20 protein-coding genes and 3 tRNA genes are annotated in these 18,956 nt (G+C 56.0%); 9 read left to right on the forward strand and 14 right to left on the reverse strand.

The window, feature by feature from the left end; all coding sequences use genetic code 11:
• Positions 1–24: 24 nt before the first annotated feature.
• The gene (gene tsr, locus FFB58_RS15545; protein WP_039030492.1) at positions 25–1,689 is read left to right on the forward strand and encodes a methyl-accepting chemotaxis protein; all 1,665 of its coding nucleotides are present in this window, start codon (positions 25–27) and stop codon (positions 1,687–1,689) included.
• A 178-nt stretch (positions 1,690–1,867) separates the two neighbouring features.
• Here tsr and opgB read toward each other — a convergent pair whose 3' ends face one another.
• The 8 genes from opgB to FFB58_RS15585 all read right to left on the reverse strand — a co-directional run bounded on the left by opgB (position 1,868) and on the right by FFB58_RS15585 (position 8,742).
• Complete coding sequence (opgB, locus tag FFB58_RS15550) at positions 1,868–4,159, reverse strand: phosphatidylglycerol--membrane-oligosaccharide glycerophosphotransferase (RefSeq protein WP_138370368.1); 2,292 nt, start codon at positions 4,157–4,159, stop codon at positions 1,868–1,870.
• 216 nt (positions 4,160–4,375) lie between these two features.
• On the reverse strand, positions 4,376–4,867 hold the full coding sequence (locus FFB58_RS15555; RefSeq protein ID WP_039030490.1) for a DUF2501 domain-containing protein: 492 nt from the start codon (positions 4,865–4,867) through the stop codon (positions 4,376–4,378).
• A gap of 82 nt (positions 4,868–4,949) precedes the next feature.
• Positions 4,950–5,687: a DNA replication protein DnaC gene (gene dnaC / locus FFB58_RS15560; RefSeq protein ID WP_039030489.1), complete on the reverse strand. Its 738-nt coding sequence runs from the start codon at positions 5,685–5,687 to the stop codon at positions 4,950–4,952.
• Positions 5,684–6,229: a primosomal protein DnaT gene (gene dnaT, locus FFB58_RS15565; RefSeq protein ID WP_138370369.1), complete on the reverse strand. Its 546-nt coding sequence runs from the start codon at positions 6,227–6,229 to the stop codon at positions 5,684–5,686. Before dnaT ends, dnaC begins: the two co-directional genes overlap by 4 nt.
• 105 nt (positions 6,230–6,334) lie before the next feature.
• On the reverse strand, positions 6,335–6,763 hold the full coding sequence (locus tag FFB58_RS15570) for an organic hydroperoxide resistance protein (RefSeq protein ID WP_039030487.1): 429 nt from the start codon (positions 6,761–6,763) through the stop codon (positions 6,335–6,337).
• 30 nt (positions 6,764–6,793) lie between these two features.
• Entirely contained in the window at positions 6,794–7,435 is a 642-nt protein-coding gene (locus tag FFB58_RS15575; protein ID WP_138370370.1) for a TetR family transcriptional regulator, read from the reverse strand.
• A 66-nt stretch (positions 7,436–7,501) separates the two neighbouring features.
• Entirely contained in the window at positions 7,502–7,975 is a 474-nt protein-coding gene (locus FFB58_RS15580; protein ID WP_039030485.1) for a threonine/serine exporter, read from the reverse strand.
• Entirely contained in the window at positions 7,966–8,742 is a 777-nt protein-coding gene (locus tag FFB58_RS15585; RefSeq protein ID WP_039030484.1) for a threonine/serine exporter ThrE family protein, read from the reverse strand. Before FFB58_RS15585 ends, FFB58_RS15580 begins: the two co-directional genes overlap by 10 nt.
• Before the next feature lie 413 nt (positions 8,743–9,155).
• Between FFB58_RS15585 and FFB58_RS15590 the strand changes: the two genes are divergently transcribed.
• Positions 9,156–9,908, forward strand: coding sequence for a response regulator transcription factor (locus FFB58_RS15590; RefSeq protein ID WP_171029967.1), 753 nt, complete (start codon positions 9,156–9,158; stop codon positions 9,906–9,908).
• Positions 9,908–10,543, forward strand: a complete 636-nt coding sequence (bglJ, locus tag FFB58_RS15595; RefSeq protein ID WP_039030483.1) for a DNA-binding transcriptional activator BglJ — start codon at positions 9,908–9,910, stop codon at positions 10,541–10,543. Before FFB58_RS15590 ends, bglJ begins: the two co-directional genes overlap by 1 nt.
• A gap of 42 nt (positions 10,544–10,585) precedes the next feature.
• Here bglJ and FFB58_RS15600 read toward each other — a convergent pair whose 3' ends face one another.
• A complete protein-coding gene (locus FFB58_RS15600) occupies positions 10,586–11,044 on the reverse strand; it encodes a YbaK/EbsC family protein (RefSeq protein ID WP_039030482.1) in 459 nt (152 codons plus the stop codon).
• 328 nt (positions 11,045–11,372) lie between these two features.
• Between FFB58_RS15600 and FFB58_RS15605 the strand changes: the two genes are divergently transcribed.
• Entirely contained in the window at positions 11,373–12,716 is a 1,344-nt protein-coding gene (locus FFB58_RS15605; RefSeq protein ID WP_039030481.1) for a PTS sugar transporter subunit IIC, read from the forward strand.
• A gap of 96 nt (positions 12,717–12,812) precedes the next feature.
• Here the strand turns inward: FFB58_RS15605 and fhuF are convergent, their stop codons facing one another.
• Positions 12,813–13,601: a siderophore-iron reductase FhuF gene (gene fhuF, locus FFB58_RS15610; protein WP_138370371.1), complete on the reverse strand. Its 789-nt coding sequence runs from the start codon at positions 13,599–13,601 to the stop codon at positions 12,813–12,815.
• Between the two features lie 156 nt (positions 13,602–13,757).
• Between fhuF and FFB58_RS15615 the strand changes: the two genes are divergently transcribed.
• Positions 13,758–13,988 carry a DUF1435 domain-containing protein gene (locus FFB58_RS15615; protein WP_039030479.1) on the forward strand — a complete coding sequence of 77 codons (231 nt, stop codon included), beginning with the start codon at positions 13,758–13,760 and terminating at the stop codon, positions 13,986–13,988.
• A 39-nt stretch (positions 13,989–14,027) separates the two neighbouring features.
• Here the strand turns inward: FFB58_RS15615 and FFB58_RS15620 are convergent.
• From FFB58_RS15620 to rsmC, 4 genes are all read right to left on the reverse strand, one after another.
• Positions 14,028–14,113, reverse strand: a tRNA-Leu gene (locus FFB58_RS15620).
• Positions 14,114–14,145: 32 nt separating this feature from the next.
• A tRNA-Leu gene (locus tag FFB58_RS15625) sits at positions 14,146–14,232 on the reverse strand.
• 29 nt (positions 14,233–14,261) lie between these two features.
• Positions 14,262–14,347: transfer RNA gene (locus FFB58_RS15630), tRNA-Leu, on the reverse strand.
• A 138-nt stretch (positions 14,348–14,485) separates the two neighbouring features.
• Positions 14,486–15,514 carry a 16S rRNA (guanine(1207)-N(2))-methyltransferase RsmC gene (gene rsmC, locus FFB58_RS15635; RefSeq protein WP_138370372.1) on the reverse strand — a complete coding sequence of 343 codons (1,029 nt, stop codon included), beginning with the start codon at positions 15,512–15,514 and terminating at the stop codon, positions 14,486–14,488.
• Between the two features lie 102 nt (positions 15,515–15,616).
• On the opposite strand from rsmC, the gene FFB58_RS15640 reads away from it, so the two are divergent.
• The 4 genes from FFB58_RS15640 (at position 15,617) to prfC (ending at position 18,818) form a co-directional block, all read left to right on the forward strand.
• The gene (locus tag FFB58_RS15640; RefSeq protein WP_138370373.1) at positions 15,617–16,030 is read left to right on the forward strand and encodes a DNA polymerase III subunit psi; all 414 of its coding nucleotides are present in this window, start codon (positions 15,617–15,619) and stop codon (positions 16,028–16,030) included.
• Positions 15,999–16,442 carry a ribosomal protein S18-alanine N-acetyltransferase gene (gene rimI / locus FFB58_RS15645; RefSeq protein WP_138370374.1) on the forward strand — a complete coding sequence of 148 codons (444 nt, stop codon included), beginning with the start codon at positions 15,999–16,001 and terminating at the stop codon, positions 16,440–16,442. Before FFB58_RS15640 ends, rimI begins: the two co-directional genes overlap by 32 nt.
• Before the next feature lie 18 nt (positions 16,443–16,460).
• Positions 16,461–17,138 carry a pyrimidine 5'-nucleotidase gene (gene yjjG, locus FFB58_RS15650; RefSeq protein WP_138370375.1) on the forward strand — a complete coding sequence of 226 codons (678 nt, stop codon included), beginning with the start codon at positions 16,461–16,463 and terminating at the stop codon, positions 17,136–17,138.
• 90 nt (positions 17,139–17,228) lie between these two features.
• Complete coding sequence (prfC, locus tag FFB58_RS15655; protein ID WP_039030474.1) at positions 17,229–18,818, forward strand: peptide chain release factor 3; 1,590 nt, start codon at positions 17,229–17,231, stop codon at positions 18,816–18,818.
• Positions 18,819–18,956: the final 138 nt, after the last annotated feature.

Genomic DNA, 18,956 nt, shown 5'->3' on the forward strand with positions numbered 1-18,956 from the left:
CCAGTCTGGTGGGAAAGAGAAATCATGTTAAAACGTATCAAAATTGTTACCAGCTTATTGCTGGTCTTAGTTATTTTTGGCCTTTTACAGCTCACATCCGGTGGTCTTTTCTTTAATGCCCTGAAGCATGACAAAGAAAACTTCACCGTCCTGCAAACCATTCGTCAGCAACAGTCCACGCTTAACGGCAGCTGGGTAGCGTTGCTGCAAACCCGTAACACCCTGAACCGCGCGGGTATCCGCTACATGATGGATCAGAACAACATCGGTAGCGGCGCGACCGTAAACGATCTGATGCAGATTGCGGCGGCTTCCCTGAAGCAGGCGGAAAAGAACTGGGCGGATTACGAAGCTCTGCCGCGCGACCCGCGCCAGAGTGAAGGCGCCGCGCTGGAAATCAAACGCAACTACGATATCTATCACGGTGCGCTGGCCGAACTGATCCAGCTCCTGGGTGCGGGCAAGATCAACGAGTTCTTCGATCAGCCGACCCAGAGCTACCAGGACGGCTTTGAGAAGCAGTACGTGAACTATCTGCAGCAGAACGATCATCTGTATCAGACCGCCGTGGATGACAGCAACAGCTCCTACAGCCAGGCTATCTGGATCCTGTTAAGCGTGCTGATCCTGGTGCTGGTGGTGATCGTCGGCGTCTGGCTGGGTATCCGTCACTCGCTGATCTCTCCGCTGAACCGCCTGACCGACAGCATTCGCCACATCGCCAGCGGCGACCTGGTGAAACGCATCGAAGTTGACGGCTCTAACGAGATGGGCCAGCTGGCCGATACGCTGCGTCATATGCAGGCTGAACTGATGCGTACCGTGGGCGACGTGCGTAATGGCGCGAACGCCATCTACAGCGGCGCAAGCGAAATCTCCATGGGTAACAACGATCTCTCCTCCCGTACCGAGCAGCAGGCGGCCTCGCTGGAAGAGACCGCAGCGAGCATGGAAGAGCTGACCGCCACCGTGAAGCAGAACGCCGAAAACGCCCGTCAGGCGAGCCATCTGGCGCTGAGCGCGTCCGAGACCGCGCAGAAGGGCGGTAAAGTGGTGGATAACGTGGTGCAAACCATGCGTGACATCGCCGGCAGTTCGCAAAAGATTGCCGACATCATCAGCGTGATCGACGGTATTGCCTTCCAGACCAACATCCTGGCACTGAACGCGGCGGTAGAAGCGGCGCGTGCCGGTGAGCAGGGTCGTGGTTTTGCGGTGGTGGCGGGTGAAGTGCGTAACCTGGCCCAGCGCAGCGCCCAGGCGGCACGCGAAATTAAGAGCCTGATCGAAGACTCTGTAGGTCGCGTTGAGCTGGGTTCCACGCTGGTAGAAAGCGCCGGTGAGACCATGGGTGAAATCGTCAGCGCGGTGACCCGCGTGACCGACATCATGGGCGAGATCGCCTCTGCCTCTGACGAGCAGAGCCGCGGTATCGACCAGGTGGGTCTGGCGGTTGCCGAGATGGATCGCGTCACGCAGCAGAACGCCTCGCTGGTGCAGGAATCTGCAGCGGCAGCGGCGGCACTGGAAGAGCAGGCGAGCCGCCTGACTCAGGCGGTGGCGGTGTTCCGTATTCAGCAAGAGCAGCAGAAAGCCCGTGCCAACGCAGCGGTGAAAACCGTGGTGTCGCCGGTCACGACGCGTAAAGCGGCCGTTACCGACAGCGGTGATAACTGGGAAACCTTCTGATGTAAAAAGCGCCCTGTTCAGGCAGGGCGCGCGTATTTTTGCCGGGTGGCGCTTCGCTTACCCGGCCTACAAAACCACGCCATCATCCCTGTAGGCCCGCGCAAGCGAAGCGCCGCCGGGCAATCCCGAATCCGCACCCGTAGGCCCGCGCAAGCGAAGCGCCGCCGGGCGATGCTCATTACCCTTCGGCGTTAACCACTTTGATCTCCACCATCCCAATCCCCAGCTGGCGCGGAGAGTGGCCGAGAATATTCCCTTCGTTGGTGGACTCCGGTGCAGGCGGCACAATCACCAGCGTGCTGCTGCGCGACGGGTTGTCGAAATGCAGCGTGGTGGTGGTGACGTCATGACCCAGCGTCAGGGTCTGTTCTTTATCGCCAATGCGCACCGGGATCGGCTTGTTGACGTTCGGCCCCCAGGCTTTGGCGGTGATCACCAGATCGAATTTCGCCGGCAGCGGCTGGTTGTATTCGATCTTCACCTCATTGCCCAACTGGGCGTTGGACCAGCGGCCCCAGGTTTCCGGACGTGAAATCCCGCTGAACTGCTTCACCTCTTCTGGCGCGCCGGCCACGTTAAAGACAAAACTGTCGGCCTTGTAGCGGATGTCGTTGTCGGACACTTTCAACAACTCGACGTTACGCTGATAGCGATCGGTGCTGATCACCGTATCCTTAAACGCCGTCTTGCCTTTCCACTGCGCTTTATCGACGTGCTGCACGGTCTGCTCGCCGCCCAGCTGGCCCTGAGAAACGCACCAGTCGGTGGAAAGCGCCAGCGGCTGCGACCACAGCTGGCCCATCTTGTAGCAGCGATCGACCCAGACGAAGTTGTCCCGCGGGGCAAAGTCCGCCAGCTGATAGCGCAGCGGAGCGGAGTACTCGCTTTCCGGCAGCGGTTCGACCCGCTTATCGGAGACGCGCAGCAGCAGCGGCAGACGGAAATGGCTGCCGGAGAAGGCCATCATGTTTTTCTGGCTGTCGATGGTGAAGTCTTTCAGCTCTTTCGGGAAGTTCCACAGACGGATCACGTCCGGTTTCCACGCCAGCACCTTTTCCTTCATGTTAAGGAACACTTCGGAGAGCGACTGCCCGGAGAGGCTGCTGCGCCCGAGGCCGATAAAGTTATCCCCGCCGAGGATATCCAGCACCGTGGCGCCGTTATCCATGGTGTTGCGCTTCACCGCCATCACCTCCTGCTGGGGCTTATCGCCACGCAGAATAAAGAACAGGTTGCTGCGGTCGAGCTTGTTCAGCGCATCCCAGGCGGTGTTTTTCATCGCCAGATGGTCGGAAGAGACCACAATCACCGTGTTTTTAAAGTATGGCGAGGCTTTGATTTTTTCGATCAGCGCCGCGATGTGCTCCTGGCTGCAGCCCACCGCGCTGAACGACTGGTTCGGTTTGCCGTCAATCGCGTAGCGCTTGCGCTGACAGGTGCGGGAGATAAAACCGTCCGGGTGGTGGGTATCCACCGTCAGGGCAAACAGCGAGAAACGCTTGCCGGACTTCGACAGCTCCTCGAATTTTTTCCAGGTTTCATCCAGCACCGTATCGTCGTAGAAGCCCCAGTCGTTGCGGTACTTAGGGTCTGCCACGGTGGTTTTCAGCTCTTCTGCGCCATACAGATGGTCAAAGCCGTGGGACTGCAGGAACACGTCTTTCCCGGCGAAACGCAGGTTGGCGCCCTGCATGAAATAGTTCTGATAACCGGAGTTTTTCAGGATATCGCCGAGGCAGATATTCTGCGGGAAGAAGCTGGACACCGACGCGGAGGCGTTGCCTTCAAACGGGGCGAACAGCGGAATACCGCACTGGGAGGCGACCATCCCGGCGATGGTGTAGTCGGTGCCGGGCAGCTGCGCGGTATGGCTGAAATCGATCCCTTCGTTCTTGATAGCACCCAGCTCCGGGGCGAGATCCGGGAAGGCGTCATTATCAAAATAGGTCCGCTCCAGGCTTTCGCCGTAGATATAGACCAGATTGAGCTTCGGATTGGGAATGGTTTTACCCGGCTCTTTGTAATACGCGGCAAAGTCGGGATCGCCATCGCGGGATTGCGATTTCACCAGCTCAGTGATCTGGTGAAACGCCGGGCTGGCGTCCACCGAGGCGAGGGCCAGCACCAGCGCCAGAAGGCTGTAGCCGAGGTGATGCGGATGATGGCGACGACGGCGCAGGATCCAGCCCAGCAGGCCGAATACCGTCACCAGCGCAACCACGATGCCAACACCAGGAAGTATGTACTTACTAACCCCAGCGCCGGTCAGGCTGTTGGTCAGGGTGTAGAGAACGGCATCGTTAATGCCATCACCGGTAAAGTAATCACTGGCGTAGAGGGTAATGTTTAAAACGACAAAAAGCCCCAGCACCATAAGGGTGACGGCAAACCACCAGGTGTTACGACCCGCTTTGCGGGAATAGATAACGACCGAGGCGATAAACAGGGCAACAGAAATAAACTCTGACAACAGCTTATCCTCAACAAAGGCATCCGCAGATCAGCGGATTAACTGTTTAATTTTTGGGTGATCCAATGTAATGGCGATGCCATCAAGCTGCAATTGTAGTGTCACGTAATTGTGCTGTTGTTAGGATTTGGTTTAGAAAATCGAATGTTTGACCGGCGTCGCTTTCTGCGGGGGATGGGGGTAAACGCCGCGGCAAGGGACGCGGCGTTTCGGGGATCAGGAGATAAAGCTCATGCCCTGTTTCAGGACAAAATCACAGGCCTGGGCTTTGACCTTTTTCGCCAGCGGTGAGTTGCCGATGGTTTCCAGATTCAGCTGCTCGCCGTTATTGGCATTCAGCAGACCCTGGATGCCCTCCAGATAGTTGGTGTCCTGCTGCTGCTCTTGCGGGGTATCGATACCCAGTTTACCCAGCACCTGGTTTTTAATATTGGTGGCATCGGTCATCGAGGCCAGCTTCTCTTTGGCGCAGTACTCGAGGATCCCGGCGGCGTTATTCATGTTGCTGGCGGAGAGCGACTCGGTGCCGCTGCTCAGCAGCCCGGTCAATGCGGAAGCGGAGAGGCCGCCGCTCTGGGAAGAGGTGCTGCCCGCGCTAAGCTGGCTGGCGGCGCTGTTAAGCGTGTCCTGCCAGGAGGAGGCTGCCTGTGCTGCACCCGTCATCAGAAGGGCGCTGACTGCGGCGCTGAGAAGAAAATGTGTTTTCATAAAGCATGCTCTGTCGATTGCCCGTCGGGCGGAATGGCAGCCAGTATAAACCTCATGCTTGTGCGCTTCGCGGTAAACAATCCTAATACTCTTTACCGGTAACGCGGCTGCGATAGCTTTCCCAGTCAAAAATCACATACAGGCTGTTGCCGAGCTTCATGCGATCCATCACCCGCTCGCCCAGCAGACGCGTCATTTCATCAACGTTATGGTTGGTGAGCATGCCGGTCGGGCGCTTGGAAGAGGAGCGGCGATCGACGATCTGGTTGATGATCACTTTTTCATAGCGCGATTCGGTCTGCACGCCGATCTCGTCAATCACCAGCAGGTCGACGTTGCTGAGATCGTTAAGCAGCTGCTCCTCGCTGGTCTCCCGGTTGCTGAAGGTATCCTTCATGGCTGACATGATGTCGGCCACGGTGATAATCAGCACCGATTTGCCGCGCAGCAGCAGCTCGTTGCAGATGGCCGCCGCGAGATGGTTTTTGCCGGTGCCTGGCTTGCCGCTGAAGATAAAGCTGGCGATGTTGCCGTCGAACTCTTCAACGTACTGGCGCGCCTGCTGCAGGGCTTTCAGCTGCCCCTGACTCTCCACTTTGTAGTTATCGAAGGAGCAGTTCTGATGCAGGGGACGAATGCCGGAGCGGTTAAAGGTGCGCTGCATTTTCATGGCGCGGTTTTCCCGTGCCAGCGCCGCCGCGCGGATTTCTCCCTGCTCTTTTTGCCACGCCAGTAGCTCTTCGCCGGTGGTAAAGGCCGGTTTGACGTTGGCCGGCATCATCTTTTGCAGACGTTTCATCAGTTCGCCGAACTCTTTCATTTGGCACCTCGGAATCCGTGGGGGATCTGTTTATCCGGTTCTGAAAAGGTATTCACATCGCGTTTGGCCTGACCGCCGTTGCTGGCCCGGTTGATCTGCACGCTGCGCGCCAGCTTTTGCTGCCACTGGATATGATGAAACACTTTCCCTTCCGCCTGCCAGTAGGCGGTGAAGGCGGCCAGCTCTTCCGGGGCAACAGGCTGGGTGAGGGCGATGCCCCACAGCGCCGCCTGGCGTTGAAAGTCGGGGTCGGGCTGCCAGCCGTTATACATGGCGAATTTCCCCATCGGCACCGCAACCGGCGCGCTGGTGGGTTCGTCGAAGAATTGGGTATCCAGAGTGACATCGCTGGTCGGGCGCGACAGGCGCGCTTCCGTTTCCAGCAGCTCGGCCAGACGCTGCGGCGTGATCGCATAAAACGCCGGTGCGTTATCGGCAAATACGGCGACGGTACCGCCTTGCGCATTCGCCAGCACGCCGCGGGGATCGTGCATAAAGGCATCAATGCCAGTGACGCTGGTGGTCAGGATTCTGGAGGACATAGCACTTCTCTACTGAATTACTGCGGACGAGATATGGGCTTATGGTAGCACAGAGAGGAGGGGGCAGGCAGGGGTCTGAGACCCGCTCCCTGACCCCCTGAAAAGTCAGGAGATAATATTCAGCGTCACATCAATATTGTTGCGGGTGGCGTTAGAATACGGGCAGACAATGTGTGCCGCATCGACCAGTTTTTTCGCCTCGGCGGCGTCCATCCCCGGCAGGTGAATATTCAGTTTTGCTTCGATGCCAAACCCGGTTGGCAGCGGCCCAATTCCCACTTCGCCTTCAATAAAGGCATCCTGCGGCATGGTGATTTTGTCGCGCCCGGCCACGAACTTCATCGCGCCGAGAAAACAGGCTGAATAGCCCGCCGCAAACAGCTGTTCCGGGTTGGTGACTTCACCGCCCGCGCCGCCCATCTCTTTGGGCACGCCCAGCTTCACATCGAGTACGCCATCGGACGAGGTGGCGCGGCCATCACGGCCGCCGGTGGCTTTGGCTTTGGCGGTATAGACAACTTTTTCTAAAGACATGGCTGGTTCCTTATCTCAGGGTTGAGTGAGCTAAGGACAGGTATAACGCAAGGCAACCTGAACCGCCATTTTTCGGTAGTGTTGCCGCTGGGCCTGTTCATCGGCCCCGTCTTCAAACAGCAGGGTGAAGGTGTAGCTGTTAGCCACATAGTGAAAGCTGAAGCTGCTGATCAGGCGGTGCAGATCCCGGGCGTTCACCGTCTCATTAAACAGCTGCTTCTCTTTGCCGCGGTTCAGGATGATTTCCAGCAGATCCAGGGCGCTGCGGTTGACCTGGCGCAATAAGGCTGACTGCTGCATAAACCGGCCGCGCTGCATGTTCTCCATGCAGATGATACGAATGTAGTCGGGATGATCGGCGTGATAGTCAAAGGTGGTTTCCACCAGCTGCACCAGCGCTTCTACCGGCGGCATCGCCTCCAGGCTGAGCTGCTTTTCACTGGCGCGGATCTGGGTGTAGACATACTCCAGTACCAGCAGGTAGAGGTTCTCTTTGGTCTTAAAGTGATACACCACCATTCGCTTGGTGGTGCCCGCTTTCTCGGCAATCTGCTCCATGCGCGCGCCGTTAAGCCCGTACTCGGCAAACAGCGAGAGGGCGCTGAGGAAGATTTTATCTTTCAGGCGGGATCCGTCGCTGTTTTCTGCGTTTTCGCTGCCAGGGTTAGCCACATCCGCTCCTTACTTAGCCATATGAGAACAGAGGATTATCGCCACGGCTGCGGGAGAACACAACTCTCAGACCCGGGGACGCTTGCGGTAGAGCCAGAGTCCGGGTATCGACAGCCCGATTGAGAGGGCGCCGACAATCGACGAGGCCTTCAGGAAATTGGTCAGCAGCATGATCATCTGCGCTTCGCTGTAGCCAAAATGGCTAATCTTCACCGCCGAAATCATCGCGGTATAGGCTGAGATCCCCGGAAACATCGGGATCACCGCGGCGACGGTGAAGACTTTCGGGTGCGCCAGATACCAGCGCGACCACTGGATCCCGATGCTGCCGACCAGCATTGAGGCCATAAAGGTCGACCATTCGATATTCATTCCAGCGGTCATCATCGCCATGCGCGAGCCGTGGCCGATAGCCCCCAGCAGCGCGCACCACGGCAGGGCTCGACGGGGAACGTTAAACACCATGGCAAACCCCACCGCCGGAATGGCCGCCAGGATCATGTCCTGGGCCAGCGCCCAGAGAAAATCGATTACGCCCATCCGCGAAGCCCCCATAAGGTCATGGCCATCACCACCCCGATACAGGTGGCGAGGGTCAGTAAGCTGGCAATCGCCCAGCGCGCCAGGCCGGTATTAATGTGCCCTTTAAACATATCCGCCACGGCATTGATCAGCGGAAAGCCCGGCACCAGCAGCAGCACGCTGGCGGCCATGGCGATGGTGGGTGTCGTGGCGAAACCCGGCAGTCGCAGCAGTAGCCCGGAGACGGTGGTGGCGACGAACGCGGTGATGCAGAAGTTAATTTGCGGGTGCAGATGCCGGCCCGTCAGCACCTGTCGCACGTACATGGCGAGGGTGCTGGCGATAAAGGTGATCAGGGCGCCGTCCCAGCCGCCGTTATTGAGCTTGCAGAAACAGGCGCAGGAGAGGCCCACCATCAGCACCACCAGCCAGCGTGGATAGCGCAACGGCCTGATCTGGCTAAAGCGTTTTTCGACGCCCTGCATATCCAGCAGCTTGTGTTCCGCCATGATCACGATGTGTTGCACCTCGGTGACGACGTGCATGTTGATCCCGCGATCGTGGTTTTTTCGCGTTGAGGTCAGGCACTGGCCCCCTTTGATGGTGGTCAGCACAATGGCGTTGGAGGAGATGGAACTTTCTACGCTGTCCATGCCCAGCGCCAGCCCCAGGCGGGTGGAGAGCTCTTCGACCAGGGCGCTTTCGGCGCCGTGTTGTAATAAAAAAAGGCCGCACTGAATACACAGTCGCGTGGCGGCGCGTTGTGGGGATTGATCTGCCTGCATCTGTTGCCCTGAGGGAGAGTTGGTGTTGAATGGCCGGAATGTCTACTTTTAGCACACAACCCTGTGGCGCTTGCGCTGGGCCAGATCAAGGTTTAAGCAGATTGGTGCTGTCACCAGGCGTTATTTTCAGATGATTAATTATTAATTTCTATGTTTTTTATATTTTTATATTTATTAAATTTATATTTAGAGTATCTAATTTACTCTTTCTGAAAATATCACGGGGCAAGGGTTAACATTTAGTCATTATTTTGCGATATTAACGCCGTTTTGGCGGTGTATACATTTGTGATGCTGGTTCTTATCGCACTCTCATTTTGCTCAGCTAACGAAAAAGGAAAAACATTACATTTTTACGTCGCCATTTTAAATGATCAGGTATTTCAACTGGATGAAAGACACGGAATGGCCGTATGAATGGATTCGGAACACAAGTACCGACAATAGCTTGTAAAAGCGTAATAATAATTGGTAAATCACCCATAATGCAAACCGGTATCGGGAGCATTATGTCACGCTATTTCCCAGACTACGAACGTTCATACTGCCGCTCCCATGAAGAACTCACGCTTCTTCAACTGCGTCGCGCCATTGTGATCATCGTTGATATTTCAGGTGAACAGCATAATCCGCGTAATATTTGCAATCAGTATTACGCATTACAAAATCAGTATAGAGATATTCACTGGATATTTTTGGTTTCTCGCGCATTTTATCCTCTTGCCGTTGAACTTCTGATGCGACCAGAAAGTACGTTACTGTCTGACGCAGAACCTGTCGAAGGCCTGGTTAAGGCAGTTCGTTCCGGCAGTGAACATGCCGAACGTATTAGTCAGACGTTATTAAGACCCGATCCGGAAGAGTTTTATGACAATCAGGACGATGTCATGTTGACGTTCTCGGAGCGTAAAGTATTACGCTTGCTTGGGAAAGGATGGGGAATTAATCAAATCGCCGCATTGCTCAAAAAGAGTAATAAAACGGTAAGCGCGCAAAAAAATAGCGCAATGAGAAGACTCGCCTTAACGAGTAACGCCGAAATGTATGCGTGGATTAACAGCACCAAGGGAATGAAAGAGCTGAGTTTATTCTCTGCCTATGGAGAGCAAGACGAATGGAAAAGAGCGCTACAAAAAGACATATCGCTATCGTCGAAAAGTGCATGATGAGTGCTATGGGGCTGAAGCATCTTTTTGCCAGTCCGGCATTCAAAGGTTATGAAGTCCATCTGTTTAGTAATATTGCCAGTTTTCAGTCCTCACTTAATTTTGTTCCGTACGCGTCTTTGATTTATTCGCTCTCTGATGAGCGTGAAGAGCGGCGTAACTGTCTGGTATGTATTAAGGAAATTTCAGCCACTCACGGTGCTATCCAGCGAATTGTGCTGGCATCGGATGCGTCAGAAGCAAGCCTGATTAATCAGCTTTCGCCGTCACGTCTGCACGGGGTCCTTCTGAAATCCGCGCCGCTGGCCGACCTGCAGGAGCAACTGAGCAAATTATTGAGCGAGAACCGACGGGTAAATGACTGCCACAACAACCACTGGAATATTCACCGTGGGCGTTTGCTGAGCCCGACTGAACGCGCCATTTTGCAGTTCATGTCGTGCGGCTTTTCCATCCCGGAAATCGCCATCCGACTGGATCGCAACATTAAAACCATTCGTGCGCATAAGTTTAATGCCATGCTTAAGCTTGGTGTTCGTTCTGACGTGGGGTTACTGCACGCGGCAGATATCCTGACGCATTTCCCCGTACCGGATCACCGCGCGCCGCGCTTTATTGTTCCGCACTTTTCATAATCGGCATATAAGACTGCGCCAGAATAATGTCTGGCGCGGGTCTTACAGACAAACGTCCACCCATGTAGCCTGAGTGAGCTCCGCCATTCTTTCCGGAGAAATGCGCACCGCGCTGTGGATCGCCCCGGCGGCAGGCAGAACTTCCGCATACTCCCTGAGCGAAATATCACAGTAAACCGCCAGCGGCGTTTCCAGTCCAAACGGGCAGACGCCACCAACGGGATGTCCCGTTATTGTCACCACTTCATCGCTGCTAAGCATCCGGGCTTTTGCGCCAAACGTCTGCTTCAGCTTTTTGTTATCAAGGCGCGCATCGCCTTTGGCGACCACGAGGATCACCTCGTCTTTAATTTTCAGCGACAGCGTTTTCGCTATCTGTCCCGGCGCAACGTTGTGCGCTTCGGCCGCCAGCGCAACGGTGGCGGTACTCTGACCCAGCTCGATGACTTCAACATCCGGGGCGTGATCAGCAAAAAACTGGCGCACAGACTGCAAACTCATTGTTTCCTCCAGAAAAATACTCTGCGTAATCTGTCATAAGAAATTATGCTCTGTAAATATTTCCTAAGTCACCCACTTCTGATATCAGCGATTTCTGGATCCTCTTCACAATCACGGAAACCGGTTACAGTAACCGGTTGCAGACCATGATGCGGAGATTAATACTGATTACGTCATTTCCCCTGTATCCAATAATAAGAGTCGATTATGAAACCTATCCGTTTGAGCAGTACCGCTGGTATGCGAACCAGCAAGGTGGTGAAAGTGGTATATGGAACAACGTGCGGCGTAACAGCGCCCGAACCGATCGTCTGACAGGAGAGCCGTTATGTCTGCCAACCATGCTGCGTTTAACCTGATATTCCGCTTTGTCGAAAACTATGTCAGCCCCATTGCCGGACGCATCTCTTCCCAGCGTCACGTGATGGCGATCCGTGACGGCTTTATCTCCGCCATGCCGTTTATGATTGTCGGCTCGTTCTTATTGGTGTTTGCCTACCCGCCGTTTTCACCGGACACCACCCTGGGCTTCGCCCGCGCCTGGCTGGATATGGCAAAACAGTTCGAAGGCCAGATCCTCACCCCCTTCGATATGACGATGGGCGTGATGTCCCTCTATATTTGTGCCGCTATCGCTTACAACCTCGGCAAGCATTACGTTAAGTCGCATCAGCTCGATCCCTTCATGTGCGCCATGCTGTCGCTGATGGCCTTCCTGCTGATTGCCGCGCCAAAAACCAAAGGTGCGTTGCCGGTGGATAGCCTCGGCGGCACGGGGATCTTCACCGCCATTCTGGTGGCGATCTACTGTGTTGAGATGATGCGTTTTCTGAAGGCTCACAACATCGGTATTCGCCTGCCCGATCAGGTGCCGCCGATGATCAAAAACTCCTTCGACCTGCTGATCCCGGTGCTGGTGGTGGTGTTAACCCTCTATCCGCTGAGCCTGCTTATTCAGTCACAGTTTGGCATGCTGATCCCGCAGGCGATCATGGCCATCTTTAAACCGCTGGTGGCAGCGGCGGACTCGCTGCCGGCGATACTGCTGGCGGTGCTGATTGGGCACCTGCTGTGGTTTGCGGGCATTCACGGGGCGGCGATTGTCTCCGGGATGCTGCAGATGTTCTGGCTCACCAACCTGGGGATGAACCAGACCGCGCTGGCACAAAGCACGCCGCTGCCGCACATCTTTATGGAGGCGTTCTGGACCTTCTTCATTGTGATTGGTGGCTCCGGGGCTACGATGGGGCTGGTGTTCTGCTATCTGCGTAGTCGCTCCGCGCATCTGCGCTCCATTGGGCGTCTGAGCGTGGTACCGAGCATTTTCAACATCAACGAACCGGTGATCTTCGGGACGCCAATCGTGATGAACCCGGTGTTCTTTATCCCGTTCCTGCTGGCGCCAATGGTGAACGCGGTGCTGGCGTGGGCGGCGATGAAGCTGGATCTGATTGGCCGTGTGATTTCCGTTGTTCCCTGGACCGCGCCTGCGCCTGTAGGAGCCGCATGGGCGCTGGGCTGGGACTTCCGTGCGGCGATCCTCGTGGTGCTGCTCGCGGTGGTTTCCGCCATCATCTACTACCCGTTCTTTAAGGTGTATGAGAAACAGCTCCTGGCGCAGGAGGCCGAAGAGGCCCAGCGCACAGAAGAGGAAAGCCAGCAGGTGGCATAGGTAAACGCAAAACGGCGACCCAAGGTCGCCGTTTTTAGTGTTTGTTCCCTCTCCCTGTGGGAGAGGGCCAGGGTGAGGGCATCAGGCCGCACCTGTTTATTTAAGCGTGCAATCCCCGCACTGTTGAACATCCGGCAGGCGATAGCGCTGACAGCAGGTGCGGCGCACCAGCAGCCCGTCGCGTGGAACGACGGTGCGGTAAAGCGGGTTGTCACGGCCATCAGAAAGCTGGCGGGCAAAGAAAATTCCCTGACGCAGGGCGTCCACTTTCTCATCCCCCAGCAGGGTTTTCATTTCGGTCAGATACCAGTGAATTAAGTAGCCGGTATTGCTCCAGATAAGTTTGGCGTTGATCTCGCCCGTCTCTTCCAGCGCTTCCACAACCGGGATCAGCGCGCGGGTAATCAGCACGTCCATCCGCTGCTGCGCCGAAAGCGAGGTCGTCTGGCTGTCTTCGTGGACGTCGATCCAGAAGCAGGCGGCGCGCCCGGTCTCATGGAACTCAACGTGGAAGTGCTCAGGAGAAAGATCCAGCGCCACGTCCTGGGTAAGCAGGGCCAGCATCAATGGCGGCACCATCAGCCCGATATACCACTGCGCCCACAGCGACAGCAGCGGCTTGTTCTCGCGCGCCAGCGTAGGCTGATTACGGTAAATATGATCGGAGTAGGTCGCCAGCAACGACTGCAGCTCGGCAGGGCGTTGCCACTGCGCCAGCGTCAGAGCGTGATGCGGATGGGGTTCGTCCAGCTTGATGACGTCCAGCAGATAGGCACGCGTCCCGGCAATGGTCTCACGCACCGCGTCCGCAAGCCCTGAAGGCCTGGTCGGGAGGGGAGTTTGCCAGATGATATTCTCGACGGCTTGTGCAGAACGTATGGCCATAAGTTAGCTGGATAAAAATCTAAATGATAATGATTGCCAATCCTAACTATAGATAAAACCGTTCGCAAGGAATTTTACGCATTCAGACTTAACGCTGACAAATGAGAAAATCTATCATATGATATTGGTTATCATTATCGAGATGAGAGACGGATCATGTTGAGCAGGGCGTTAGGAAGTGGATGGGGAGTGATACTGCCGGGAATGGTGATTGCCGGGCTGGCGTGTACCGATCTGTCGCTGGCGGTCTGGAAAGTGATTATTGCGTCGGGATTGCTGATTTCATCTGCCATGATCTGGCATAAACAGCTGCGGCATTTCGTGCTGCTGCCATCATGTGTCGCGCTGATTGCGGGCATGTGGGTTCTGGTGATGAATCTGAACTAACGGGAGAAAGAGAGAATTTCTAAGGAGAGATAAGATAATTGGTGCGAGGGGGGGGACTCGAACCCCCACATCCTAAGGACACTAACACCTGAAGCTAGCGCGTCTACCAATTCCGCCACCTTCGCACAGTCATCTTATTTTGTTGATATCGCCTCGTTGGTGCGAGGGGGGGGACTCGAACCCCCACATCCGTAAGGACACTAACACCTGAAGCTAGCGCGTCTACCAATTCCGCCACCTTCGCCCAGTGCGAGCAATATCAATCATGGTTATTGGTGCGAGGGGGGGGACTCGAACCCCCACATCCTAAGGACACTAACACCTGAAGCTAGCGCGTCTACCAATTCCGCCACCTTCGCATACCATCGATACAAAAAAAGTATCGTAACCACGGAGGCGCATTCTAGATGTTTTCAGCTGTTCGTCAACAGATAATTGTGCCGGATGTTTTATTTGTTGCAAAAATGGCCTGATCGGGTGGATCAGGCCTGAGGGGGTTATTTCTTCGCCTGGCGGGTCATGATCGCGCGGTAGATCTTAAAGCGGCCGGTTTGCGCCAGCACTTCGTGGAAGCCAAAGACTTCGTCCAGCACTTTCGGGTACGGCAGGAAGGCGTTTGCCACGATACGCAGCTCACCGCCGCTGTTCAGATGGCGCACCGCGGTGCGGATCAGGGTCTGCGCCGCTTCGAGGGTGGTTTCTACCCCGTCATGGAACGGCGGGTTAGAGATAATCATATCGAAACGGCCGGTCACGTCGGACAGAACGTTGGAAGCAAACACGTCGCCTTCAATGCCGTTGGCCGCAAGGGTGGCGCGGCTGGCTTCGATGGCTGATGCGCCGACATCCGTCAGGGTTAAACGCACTTTCGGTGAGTGGCTGGCCAGCACGGCGGAGAGCACGCCTGCGCCACAGCCGACGTCCAGCACTTTGCCTTTGGTGTGCGGCGTGAAGGTGGAGAGCAGCAGCTGGCTGCCCACGTCCAGACCGTCGCGGCTGAAGACGCCCGGCAGGGTTTTGATGGTCAGGCCATCAAGCTGATATTCGCCCCAGTATTTTTCCGCGTCGAAGGTCGGTTTTTTGTCCAGACGGCCATGATAGAGGCCACAGCGACGGGCGCTGTCGATTTTGGTCAGGGTGGCGTACTCCGCCAGCATCTGCTCAGCGCTGCGCACGCCGCTGCGGTTTTCACCGACAACGAAGATATCGCAACCCACCGGCAGCAGGGAGAGCAGGTTCATCAGCTGGAACTGGGCTTCAGGTTTGTTCTTCGGCCAGTAGTAGATCAGCGTGTCGCAGTCGGCCACGTCGGCCTGTTCGGCCACCAGGCTGAAACGGACGCGCTCGCCCATCTGACGGCTCAGCACCTGCCAGTGGTGATACTGCTGGGTGTGCGCACGGCTGTCGGCACACTCGAAACGGGCAGGCAGGTCATCCTGCATATCTCCGGCAAACAGAATACGGCTTTGTTCGAAATCATCACTGTGGCGCAGCAAGACTTCACTTGCCGGGGTAAATGCAGACATGAATTGTTCCTCAATAAACTCAGGCGGGGATTATAGTAGGTAGATGGCGCAGATTCGACACATTTGGTATATTTGCGCGCCTGACAAACAGGAGTTTTGGCAATGGCATCCCGACGAGACAGGCAATTACAGCAACTGGGCATTACCCAGTGGGCGCTGCGCCGCCCGGCGGCATTGCAGGGTGAAATCGCCATCTCCCTTCCGGCGCATATTCGTCTGGTGATGGTGGCGAAGAGCCTGCCCGCGCTGAGCGAGCCGGTGGTGGCCGACGTGCTGCGCGCGCTGAGGCTGGGGGCCGACCAGGTGCTGCAGCTGACGCCCGATCGCGTCGCCATGCTGCCCGAGGGCAGCCGCTGCAACAGCTGGCAGCTTGGCGTACAGGAAGAGATTGCTCTGGAGGGCGCGAGCATGGCCACGCCAGCCCTGGACGAACTTAACGTAAACCCGGCGGCACGTCGCGCGCTGTGGCAACAAATCTGCGAACATGAACACAATTTCTTCCCTCAAGACGACTGATTTAGCGCAGGCTTTTGACATCGAAAAACGCGCCCACGCCTTTCCGTGGAGTGAAAAAACCTTTGCCAGCAACCAGGGTGAGCGTTACCTGAACTATCGGCTGGATGTCGATAATCAGCTGGCGGCATTTGCCATCACGCAGGTCGTTCTGGATGAAGCGACGCTGTTTAACATCGCTGTAGATCCTGCTTTCCAGCGCCGTGGGCTGGGCAGAGAACTGCTGGAACATTTAATTCGCGAGCTGGAAGCACGAGACGTGTTCACGCTGTGGCTGGAAGTACGGGCCTCGAACGTCGCCGCCATCGCACTCTATGAAAGCCTGGGCTTTAACGAGGCGACGATCCGCCGTAACTATTACCCCACCGCAGAAGGACGTGAAGACGCCATCATCATGGCTCTGCCGCTTGGATAACTAATAAAGGTTGTAACAATGAACTGGGACTGGATTTTCTTTGATGCTGACGAAACGCTGTTTACCTTTGACGCGTACGGCGGCTTACAGCGGATGTTTCTCGACTACAGCGTGACCTTTACCGCTGAAGACTTCCAGGATTACCAGACGGTGAATAAACCGCTGTGGGTGGACTACCAGAACGGCGCTATCACCGCGTTACAGCTTCAGCACCAGCGTTTCCAGGGGTGGTCGGATCGCCTTAACGTTCCGCCAGGCGATCTCAACAATGCCTTCCTGAATGCGATGGCCGAGATCTGCGCCCCGCTGCCGGGCGCCGCGTCGCTGCTCGCCTCCCTGAAGGGCAAGGCGAAGCTCGGGATCATCACCAACGGCTTTACCGCGCTCCAGCAGATCCGCCTTGAGCGGACCGGTTTTCGTGACTACTTTGATTTATTAGTGATTTCAGAACAGGTGGGCGTGGCAAAACCGGCCCCGCAAATCTTCGATTATGCGCTGGCTCAGGCCGGGAACCCTGACCGGTCAAAAGTGCTGATGGTTGGGGACACGGCGGAGTCCGATATCCTTGGCGGGATGAACGCCGGGCTGTCAACCTGCTGGCTGAACGCGCACAATCGCACCCTGCCTGAGGGAATCAAACCGACCTGGACCGTGACCTCCCTCGGCGAACTGGAGCAACTCCTGTGTAAACATTGATTGCCTGCCCCCCATTGATGGGTAAAATAGCCGCATTTTCGTATTCATGATGCGCGGCCTGCTGTCGCGCTTTTTAAAGAAGATTTAATTATGACGTTGTCTCCTTATCTGCAAGAGGTGGCGAAACGCCGTACTTTTGCCATTATCTCTCACCCGGATGCCGGTAAAACGACAATCACCGAGAAGGTGTTGCTGTTCGGACAGGCGATCCAGACCGCCGGTACGGTAAAAGGCCGTGGCTCCGCCCAGCATGCAAAATCGGACTGGATGGAGATGGAAAAGCAGCGTGGTATCTCTATTACCACCTCCGTGATGCAGTTCCCGTATCACGACTGCCTGGTGAACCTGCTGGACACCCCGGGTCACGAAGACTTCTCCGAAGATACCTACCGTACCCTGACGGCGGTGGACTGCTGCCTGATGGTTATCGATGCCGCAAAAGGCGTTGAGGATCGTACCCGTAAGCTGATGGAAGTCACCCGTCTGCGCGATACGCCGATCCTGACCTTCATGAACAAACTCGACCGCGACATTCGCGATCCGATGGAAGTGATGGATGAAGTGGAGCGCGAGCTGAAGATCGCTTGCGCGCCAATCACCTGGCCGATTGGCTGCGGCAAGCTCTTCAAGGGCGTTTACCACCTTTATAAAGACGAAACTTACCTGTATCAGACCGGTAAAGGTCACACCATTCAGGAAGTGCGTGTCGTGAAAGGGCTGGATAACCCGGATCTGGACGCGGCGGTAGGCGAAGAGCTGGCTGGCCAGCTGCGTGATGAGCTGGAGCTGGTCAAAGGCGCTTCCCACGAATTTGACCAGGAGCTGTTCCTGAGCGGCGAAATTACCCCGGTCTTCTTCGGTACCGCACTGGGTAACTTCGGCGTAGACCATATGCTTGACGGCCTGGTGGAGTGGGCGCCGCAGCCGATGCCGCGTAACACAGACACCCGTGAAGTGGTCGCCAGTGAAGAGAAGTTCACCGGCTTCGTCTTTAAGATTCAGGCCAACATGGACCCGAAACACCGCGACCGCGTGGCGTTTATGCGTGTGGTCTCCGGCAAATATGAAAAAGGCATGAAGCTGCGCCAGGTGCGCACCGGTAAAGACGTGGTGATCTCGGATGCGCTGACCTTTATGGCCGGCGACCGTTCCCACGTGGAAGAGGCGTACCCGGGCGACATCATCGGTCTGCATAACCACGGCACCATCCAGATTGGTGACACCTTTACCCAGGGCGAGATGATGAAGTTCACCGGTATTCCGAACTTCGCACCGGAACTGTTCCGCCGTATCCGCCTGAAGGATCCGCTGAAGCAGAAACAGCTGCTGAAAGGGCTGGTTCAGCTGTCGGAAGAGGGCGCGGTACAGGTGTTCCGTCCAATCGCCAATAACGACCTGATCGTGGGCGCCGTGGGTGTGCTGCAGTTTGACGTGGTGGTTGCCCGTCTGAAGAGCGAGTACAACGTTGAAGCGATTTACGAATCGGTGAACGTGGCGACCGCCCGCTGGGTAGAGTGTTCTGACGTGAAGAAATTCGAAGAGTTTAAGCGTAAGAACGAGATCCAGCTGGCGCTCGACGGCGGTGATAACCTCACCTATATCGCCCCGACCATGGTTAACCTGAACCTGGCGCACGATCGTTATCCGGATATTCAGTTCCGCAAAACCCGCGAGCACTAATCCCTTCCCGGAGCACGGCAGCCGCCGTGCTCTGCTTAAATCTCTTTAAATCCCTGCCTTATTAATCCCTTGCGGAATGTTCTTAATTCAACGGCTTTTGCTGCTTATTGCTCATTTTTTGCCCGATTCTGAAAGCGC

Source organism: Enterobacter sp. MF024, from assembly GCF_005843915.1.
Taxonomy (GTDB): domain Bacteria; phylum Pseudomonadota; class Gammaproteobacteria; order Enterobacterales; family Enterobacteriaceae; genus Enterobacter; species Enterobacter barmai.